The organism is Blautia sp. An249, from assembly GCF_002159835.1.
Classification (GTDB): Bacteria; Bacillota; Clostridia; order Lachnospirales; family Lachnospiraceae; genus Blautia_A; species Blautia_A avistercoris.
In genome coordinates this window covers 1-4,310 of the sequence record NZ_NFJL01000047.1, presented here as the reverse complement: position 1 = coordinate 4,310, position 4,310 = coordinate 1, and the positions used below count along the sequence as shown (strand labels likewise).

The window sequence follows — 4,310 nt, the reverse complement described above, 5'->3', positions numbered from 1 at the left end:
ATGAGAGACTAATTTTCCCCCGGTAAATGCTGGGGGATTTTCATATTTTGTCAAGGCACGGATGATTACCTACTTACCTACTATTGGCAATTTGTCAACTGGAGATAACATCTCCAAAAATTCCATTATGATACGGTTCTCCGTAACATATCTAAGTGCGGTTTTAATTCCTTTCTAAAATTCTCCGTTATTATAAGCTTTTGCAATCACATAATAAGACTCATAATATACACTGCTTCTCAGTTAATCAAACTGGGATTTTCCTATTTCAAATCAAAGAGAGAATTTTCATAGTCCTTTACATAGTATCGGATATTTTTACGCCCTTTTTGAATAATGGTGTGTCCCTCTGCTTCTAATTTTTCTTTCTGTGCTTCGATACCATTCGGATATTTAGCATTGAGTTCTCCGTTCGCTTTCAATGTTCTCCAATAAGGCGTTTCATCTTCTGAACGCTGATAACTTGCCCATGCCACGATAGAAACAAAAATCCCTGCTGTAATCGGTTCTGTAAAGTCCGCTCCGCTCAACTCCGCAAAGTATTCTCTTATCTTTCCAACAGTAATCACTTTTCCATAAGGGATTTTTTTCATTACCTTGTCATAGTCGATTGGCGGTGCAAAATACATTTTACTTCCACCATATTTTTCAATGCTTTTCTGGTCTGTAATGATTTGAAATTTTGGCATATCCTTATTATCATGCAACATAGCATTAAAATCTTTTTTATTTTCGTTTGCCATTTCTGCCACCTCCTACTTTAAGGATAGTCTGTTCGTCATTTCTATGCAATGAGGCTGTTTGAAAAAATTTGACAACTTCCATTTTTACAGCTCGATAAGCTGGGATTTTTACTACAGTCAACTTTTTAATTTTTTCTCCATGATTTCATAGACCAACTTGACATCATTCTCTAATTCAAGAACGCCATGTCCTACTGTTTTATAACCTCTATGCTCGTATAGAAATACAGCAGGAAGTGACGCATCCAACATAGCAACAGGAAAGTTTTTTGCAATTTCTGTTTCCAGGCAGTCCAGAATATGTGAGCCATAACCTTGATTTTGAAAGCAAGGTAATACATATACTCCTGTGATATGGTTGCGGTCGAAACATCCTGTTCCCACAATCGTTTGGTTATCTAATAATACCCCCATGTTTCCTGAAGCTATACCTTCTAAAATATGTTCTCGATTATGGTGTTTACAGAAGAAATCTACTACTTCTTTCGGATAATATTTTGAATAGACCATTTTGATTGTTGTATGTAAAACATTTTGTATTTCTTCTGCCATAATAGATGTTGCCATTGTATATATCATACCCTTACCTCGTCAACTTCCAATTTCTCCTATTCTGTAAACTAAGGAGTTAAAGACTAGAACTCATACCTCATACCATGCGAGAGTATTAGCCCGTCTGTTAATTCCACGCACAAAATTATAGTATTTTCATCATCAAAATTATTATGCCCGTTATCAATCCACTCAGTTATTCTCTTCCCGACTGCTCATAAGGGCAAATACAAGGGAAAGAAAATCTGATAACAAGATATAACAAGTGTGGCAATCGCGGAACTGTGATGTATGTGAGAATATATTATACTGGAGGATTTGTAAATGGACAAGTATATTTATGATGAAAACAACGGACTTTGGTACGAACTTCAAGGTGATTATTATATCCCTTGTCTTACCTTATCAGACGATGAACAAAAAACTATTGACATTTGGAGACAGCGGCATAAACGCTTTTTGAAAGAGCATAAGCAAGTAACCTATACCTCTCTGCTCACAGGCGGAAAACTGAACAGTTACCTTGCCGACATTGACAAGCAGGCAGAAGAAATGTTTTTTCGGTTGGTGAAAGAAATGGCAGAAAAACAAGGGATTACCGAGCATCTAAAGGCAAACGCCCCAATGGCGTGGGTTGGAACAATGAATAACATTCGGAGCAGAGCAGAAGAAATTGTAAATACAGAATTGATTTTTATGTAACCAGCTTAGCGGCAGTTTCCATGAATGAAAAACTGCCGTTCTGCTTTATGGAAAGATTATCTGCTTTGTACAACACGCATACACAATAAAGCAACAGAAAATTAGACGGATAACGATTTTCACTTATCTGATAAAAAATGTGAGGAGATAGTAAGTTTGTAAGCTCCTTTACCAGTTTTGGCTACAATTCTATCGGCTTCGTACTGATTAAGAATTCTTTGTAGTTGGCGGGCGCTGCAATTTAAGTGGAACGCAGCCTTTTCCAAACCTTTCAATTCTCCATCACTGCATTTGTACTGCATATAAGTCAAAACCCTCTGCTTCAAATTTGCGGGAGCAGCGTCTTTTGTTGTGATAGATTCCATTTTACAAGTTAAAGATTCACATATCATCTGCAAAAAAGAACAGCTTCCCAATAAATCTTCCTTGCTTGTTTCTGTAGACAGTGCAAGGCAAATTACATCGTCATTTGCTTCAGCATAGACACTGCTAGGTTGATGTTGAAAAATCTCCATCTCGCCCAATAAATCATTTTCCCTGCCGTTTGCAAGAGCATATACCGACCCGTCATCTCGAATAAAATAAATACTTACAGAACCTTGAATGATAATTTGAAATAAGTGGTCTGTTTGTAATGGTGTGGTGATAAATTCACCCTTTTCGTATTGTGCAACAAATAAGTGATTTGTAAAACTGCTCATTATGGATTCAAATTTTGTTTGTTTCAAACAGTTTTCAATAAATACTTTGTCATAATATTTCTTCATTTGCTTCTCTTTCCAACAGGACATATGTCCGAGTTTTCTTTTTTATTATAATGTATACTAATAAAAATTGCAAGAAAGCAGCTTGGAGGTTTTATTTATGACAACGGTATTTGAAGAAAAAAATATTTCAAAAGCAATTATGCGTATGGGATTACCTGCTATGTTGGGACAGCTTACAACGCTGATTTATAACATCGCAGATACTTTTTTTTGTTTCTTTGACAAAAGAACCCGCAATGATTGCTGCAGTTACATTATGTACGCCGATTCTTCTGATTATTATGTCGGTAGCTTCTATTTTTGGAATGGGCGGAAACAGTGTGATTGCCAGACTGTTAGGTGAAAACAAAAAGAAAGAAGGCAGGCACACACTGAATTTTTGTTTGTACACAATGATGTTTGTTGGAATTATTATTTTGCTTGTTGGTATTCTTTTAATGAAACCAATTGCAAAAATATCGGGTGCCGACGCAGAAAATATGGTTTATACCTATGATTATCTGAGATATATCTTTCTTGGCGCACCATTTATAATAGTTTCTAACGGATTGGTTCATCTTTTTCGTTCTATTGGATTTATTAAGGAAAGTACTATCGGTCTGGCACTCGGAAATTCAATCAATATAATTTTTGATTTCATTTTTATCGTATTATTGGATTGGGGAACGGCAGGTGCAGCACTTGCCACATCTTTTGGTTTTTTCTGCTCTACTATTTATTATCTAATCTGTATGATTAAAGCCGATAGAAAAGGAAATGAACTTGTGTCGGTTTCAATCAGACATTTTGCACCAAACAAGAAAATGGTGAGTGGTGTTGTGAGTATCGGAATACCCGGCGCGCTTATCACTGTTTTGCTTAGTGTTTCCAATATTGTTCTCAACAACTTTATTGGAATTTATGGTTCAAACGCAGTTGCATCATATGGAATTGCTTACAAAATTGATATGGTTCCGATTATGCTTTCAGTTGGCCTTTCGCAAGGGGTCGCCCCGCTTATAGGGTATTGTTACGGAGGGGACAAAAAAGACCGTATGTCGCAAGTGATGAGGCTGTCAACGATTTACGATATACTTTTGGGTGTTATCTTTTTAATTACCTTTTGTTTGTTTGGGAAAAATCTTGCAAACATATTTTTACATGACGAATTACTTATAAATCAAGCAGGGTATTTTATCAGTATTTTAGGTCTGTCAGCGCCAATGCTTGGTATCATCAATATGGTAACAAGCTGTTTTCAAGCATTGGGTGCGGCAGTAAAATCTTTGCTCATTACGATTATGAGAAATATCGTATTGTTTATCCCTGCAGTTATTCTATTGAACAATTTATGGAAATTGAACGGCGTTATTGCAGCACAACCGATTGTAGAAACCGTTTTAGCGGTTATCTGTGTTTTGATGTATATGCAAACTTCAAAAGCAATCAGAAGCAACTAGTTTGTTGCAAAGGCTGAAAACGCAACGGTCGGTATGCTGCTGGATATGTGGGTGGAGGAAGAACTGAAACCCGGCAATTTAAGCAACGGTACGGTAATGTCCTATCA

Annotated in this window: 5 protein-coding genes and 1 pseudogene; 2 read left to right on the top strand and 4 right to left on the bottom strand. The window is 36.5% G+C overall.

Annotated elements, in window-relative coordinates; all coding sequences use genetic code 11:
- Positions 1 to 263: 263 nt before the first annotated feature.
- The 3 genes and pseudogenes from B5F53_RS19290 to B5F53_RS20900 all read right to left on the bottom strand — a co-directional run.
- The gene (locus B5F53_RS19290) at positions 264 to 743 is read right to left on the bottom strand and encodes an MGMT family protein (RefSeq protein ID WP_087227096.1); all 480 of its coding nucleotides are present in this window, start codon (positions 741 to 743) and stop codon (positions 264 to 266) included.
- 117 nt (positions 744 to 860) lie between these two features.
- Positions 861 to 1,322: a GNAT family N-acetyltransferase gene (locus B5F53_RS19285; RefSeq protein ID WP_087227094.1), complete on the bottom strand. Its 462-nt coding sequence runs from the start codon at positions 1,320 to 1,322 to the stop codon at positions 861 to 863.
- Positions 1,323 to 1,378: 56 nt separating this feature from the next.
- Positions 1,379 to 1,489, bottom strand: a pseudogene (locus B5F53_RS20900) (pyridoxamine 5'-phosphate oxidase family protein); the annotation flags it as partial.
- 130 nt (positions 1,490 to 1,619) lie between these two features.
- On the opposite strand from B5F53_RS20900, the gene B5F53_RS19275 reads away from it, so the two are divergent.
- Complete coding sequence (locus B5F53_RS19275) at positions 1,620 to 1,997, top strand: TnpV protein (RefSeq protein WP_087227092.1); 378 nt, start codon at positions 1,620 to 1,622, stop codon at positions 1,995 to 1,997.
- 119 nt (positions 1,998 to 2,116) lie between these two features.
- Here B5F53_RS19275 and B5F53_RS19270 read toward each other — a convergent pair whose 3' ends face one another.
- The gene (locus B5F53_RS19270) at positions 2,117 to 2,764 is read right to left on the bottom strand and encodes a Crp/Fnr family transcriptional regulator (RefSeq protein ID WP_162610655.1); all 648 of its coding nucleotides are present in this window, start codon (positions 2,762 to 2,764) and stop codon (positions 2,117 to 2,119) included.
- A gap of 218 nt (positions 2,765 to 2,982) precedes the next feature.
- Here B5F53_RS19270 and B5F53_RS19265 point away from each other — a divergent pair, with 218 nt between their 5' ends.
- Positions 2,983 to 4,203: an MATE family efflux transporter gene (locus B5F53_RS19265; RefSeq protein ID WP_275532212.1), complete on the top strand. Its 1,221-nt coding sequence runs from the start codon at positions 2,983 to 2,985 to the stop codon at positions 4,201 to 4,203.
- The last annotated feature ends 107 nt before the right edge of the window (positions 4,204 to 4,310 follow it).